Raw genomic sequence first — 3,820 nt, 5'->3', positions numbered from 1 at the left:
AACAAGCCAATAAAAAAGCGATGCTTTATTTGCCAAACGCGGCAAAGTATAAAAGCGATTAGTCGCGGCTAAGCCTAAAGCAACAGCAATAATAGCGAGTTTTAGAAATAAAATTTTAGCGTAATTGGATTGCCAAAAGTTATCAGCTAATTGATAAACTCTTAAACTATCAGCAACACCTGTTAACACTAAAGCCATTAAACAGAGTGTCGCCAATTCGGAGAGTTGTTGGGTGTTATAGACTAAGTTATTTTTGCTGTAATTCAGGCTTGATAGATAACAAATAATTAAACCTAACCACACGCAAGCAGCCATAATATGAATGGCGTGAATCCACACCGCACCGCCTAATAAACCTGCTTCGGCAGCATGGCCACTAGCCGAACGCGCAAGGGAATAGACAAACATCGCCAATAAAAGGCTAATTTGTTGATAATAGTTTGTTGACCAGCGATAAAAAATAGCAAACACAGCAAATAATTGTGCAAAACACATTAATAGCCACATTTGCCCTAAATTGGATTGGCTGATAACTAAATAAGCAGAGTTAAAAAAGTTTGGCCAGTCAGTATCAGTTAGCTCAACGGTGATTTGCCATAAATAACAAGGCAATAACACCATTAAGCCATAAACAGCATATTGTGCGCTCTTGAGCCAAGGCCAGTCTTTAACAATCAGTGACCAAATGGCTGATCCTGCACTGATTGCTAAACAACCATAAACTAAAGTTAATAGACTTGGCTCTAGCAACTCGGAGAACAATTCATTCATTTAAAAGTAAACTGATAACTACTTTTTGTGCGATGACCGTCTACTGAGACCACCGACCATTTCACGGTATAACGGCCTTTGGCTAAATTATCAGGCAAAGGCACAACTAGCGTTTTATCATTAATTTGAGGTTTATCTAAAATCAGTTTTTTGCCGTCTTCACTAAAGACATTGAGTGTACAAAAAGCTGGCTCTAGGCGTTCACTAAATTGCAAACGAATTTCTTTAACTTCTGATACTACTGAATTAGCCGTAGGGCTTTGGACTTGAGGTTTGGCATGAGCCAATGCAAGTTGTGGCTGTTGTAATGCTAATAAACAAACTACCAGTGCTAATAAACGCATTATTTCCAGTCTCCTCGTAATTCGGCAACTTTGCTTTGTAATAACTCAGGGCTAACATGACTAGGCATCACAGGCATACCCACATTCACTTCAACAGGTGAGCGAAAGCGACGGGGTAGTTTACTAAATGCTGCACCATCTTTGCGACTACTAATGCTGCCCCACATACCACGTAAAGCAATCGGTACGACAGGCACAGGCGTTTGTTCAATAATTCTCATGATACCATTTTTAAATGGGTACATCTCGCCCGTATCGGTAATCCGTCCTTCAGGGAAAATACAAACCACTTCACCTTCTGCTAAGGCTTGGGCAATATCTGCATATGCTTTTTCTAATAAGGCAGGGTCTTCTTTAGCAGGGGCAATAGGAATCGCTTTAGCCGTTCTAAAAATGAAGCTAAGAATCGGCGTTTTAAAAATGGTGTGATACATAACAAAACGTGGTGGACGGCGAATCGCAGCCGATAAAATTAAGGCATCATAAAAGCTGACATGATTACAAACTAAAACACAAGCACCTTCTTCGGGAATATGCTGCAAATTGTTTTTTTTGATTTTGTAAAAGAAACTCAAGAAAATCCACACCAAAAAGCGCATAAAAAATTCAGGAATCACCGTATAAATATAAAGTGAAACAACTGCACTTAAAATGGCAGTAACTAAAAATAACTCAGAAATGCTACGATGAAACACGGATAAAACGACAATCGCTAAGGCCGCAGATAACACCATTAAAAAAGCATTAACAATATTGTTGCCTGCAATAATCCGCGCCCGATGACTCGGCTCTGAACGTGCTTGAATTAGGGCATACAACGGAACAATATAAAAACCACCAAAAATACCAATGCCTAATAAATCAAAAATCACTCGTTGATGAGTGCTATCGGCAATAAAATGGCTAAATGTTTGAGTGGTTTCAGGTTGTAAGCCGTGCGTGGCAAAATATAAATCCACGCCAAAACAGGTTAAACCAATAGAGCCAAATGGCACTAAACCCAGCTCCACTTTTTTATCCGATAAACGCTCACACAATAATGAACCAATGGCAATGCCTACCGAAAACACCGTTAACAAAAAGGTGACAACGTGTTCATCCCCACCTAAAACTGTTTTGGTGTAATTGGGAATTTGCGTTAAAAACGTTGCGCCATAAAACCAAAACCACGAAATCGCCAAAATAGACAATAAAATCGTGCGATTTTGTTTAATAAATTGAAAGTTACGCCATGTTTCGCTAATGGGATTCCAGTTTATTTTTAAATCAGGGTTACTCGATTCTGCTTTAGGAATACGCCAAGAGGTGATAAAACCTAAAACAGCAATGGCCAACACGGTGAATGACACTAATTCTTTACCATCAGGCTTAATGGCAATTAAAAAGCCACCTAACATTGAGCCAAACAAAATCGCTAAAGAAGTCCCCATTTCGACTAAGGCATTGCCACCGACTAACTCATTTTTGGTTAAAGCTTGCGGCAAAATGGCGTATTTAATTGGGCCAAAAGCGGTGGAGTGTGTACCCATTAAAAATAGGGCGGTGAGTAATAACCATAATTGCTGAAAATGAAAGCCAATCGCCGCTAACAGCATAATGACAATTTCAGCTCCTTTTATAATTTTGATTAATTTGGTTTTTTCGTATTTATCAGCCAGTTGGCCAGCCGTTGCTGAGAATAAAAAAAATGGCAGAATAAATAATCCTGCACATAAATTGGCTAAAGTGCTCGCAGGAAGATCGGTCATACTGGCAGCATTAAAGGCCAATAAGATAATTAGACTTTGTTTAAAAACATTATCGTTAAATGCACCTAAAAATTGAGTGCTAAAAAAAGGTAAAAAGCGGCGAGTTTTTAAAAGATCAAATTGATTATGTGACATAGTGTCTATCCGTAGTTATTTTAGTTTTAGACTAACATTTTGACGACGTTTTGTAACTATAGCGATGATAGGCAAGCTATAGTTGTGTAATTCTCGGTATGATTAGGTGAGTTTTTTAGGATTGTGTGTAGATGAAGAGACATTGGTCACCTGTTTTTGTTTTATCCTTATTTGTCACGGTGGCAAATGCTGCCGATAATCGTTTTTCTGAATTAGAAAATTATGTCTCACAATTCACCAAACCTGATGAAAAAATTAAGTTAAGCATAGAAGGGGTGTCTGGTGAAATTAAGACCAATGTTGAAGCTTATATTGGTGAATTAACACAGGAAGATTTGCAACAATGGCGTGAAACTCAAGCACGCATTCGCAAATCAAGTCGAGAAGCCTTAGAGTCAGTCGGCTATTATCAACCAGAGATTAAAGTTAGCCAAAAAGATAAAGGTGTTTTACTAATCATCAAAGCCAATCAACCTGTAATAATTGCTAAGATTAATTTGCAGTATCAAGGTGAGGCGAGTAACGATATTGCTTTTACGGCCTTACGCGAAACGATTCCTCTCAAAGAAGGTCAAATTCTGCATCACGGCAAATACGAAAATACTAAAGCATTATTACAAAATATGGCTTTAGATAGAGGATATTTTGATGCCAAATGGCTGAGTCATGAAGTGATTGTTGAGCAGCCAAGCCAACAGGCCACTATTAATCTTACTTATGATAGTGGTAATCGTTATAAGTTTGGCCAAACTTTTTTTAGCGGTGTTAATCAAGGGGAGTTGCCTGTCGATTTGGCTTTGTTGGCAAAGTTTGTCCCTTTTA

The 3,820-nt window shown here is 38.4% G+C and carries 4 protein-coding genes; 1 reads left to right on the top strand and 3 read right to left on the bottom strand.

The annotated features are described in order from the left end of the window. From Q0212_RS12620 to Q0212_RS12610, 3 genes are all read right to left on the bottom strand, one after another. A partial coding sequence (locus Q0212_RS12620; protein ID WP_297926060.1) for a CopD family protein occupies positions 1-771 on the bottom strand: 771 nt, incomplete at its 3' end. Then, entirely contained in the window at positions 768-1,115 is a 348-nt protein-coding gene (copC, locus tag Q0212_RS12615; protein ID WP_297926058.1) for a copper homeostasis periplasmic binding protein CopC, read from the bottom strand. The genes copC and Q0212_RS12620, both read right to left, overlap by 4 nt. After that, positions 1,115-2,998 (bottom strand): MFS transporter, encoded by a 1,884-nt coding sequence (locus Q0212_RS12610; RefSeq protein ID WP_297926056.1) that lies wholly within the window; start codon positions 2,996-2,998, stop codon positions 1,115-1,117. The genes copC and Q0212_RS12610 overlap by 1 nt, the downstream gene beginning before the upstream one ends. Positions 2,999-3,129: 131 nt before the next feature. On the opposite strand from Q0212_RS12610, the gene Q0212_RS12605 reads away from it, so the two are divergent. Continuing rightward, on the top strand, positions 3,130-3,820 hold a 691-nt coding region (locus tag Q0212_RS12605), incomplete at its 3' end, for a POTRA domain-containing protein (RefSeq protein ID WP_297926054.1).

The sequence above is a fragment of the uncultured Agitococcus sp. genome (assembly GCF_937920075.1).
Taxonomy (GTDB): Bacteria; Pseudomonadota; Gammaproteobacteria; order Pseudomonadales; family Moraxellaceae; genus Agitococcus.
The sequence above is the reverse complement of the archived record's forward strand: the minus strand, read 5'-3'. Positions and strand labels throughout refer to the sequence as shown.

Excerpts from the sequence above, each read along its gene's own strand:
- copC (WP_297926058.1), bottom strand. The coding sequence starts at position 1,115 with ATGCGTTTATTAGCACTGGTAGTTTGTTTATTAGCATTACAACAGCCA.
- Q0212_RS12610 (WP_297926056.1), bottom strand. The coding sequence starts at position 2,998 with ATGTCACATAATCAATTTGATCTTTTAAAAACTCGCCGCTTTTTACCT.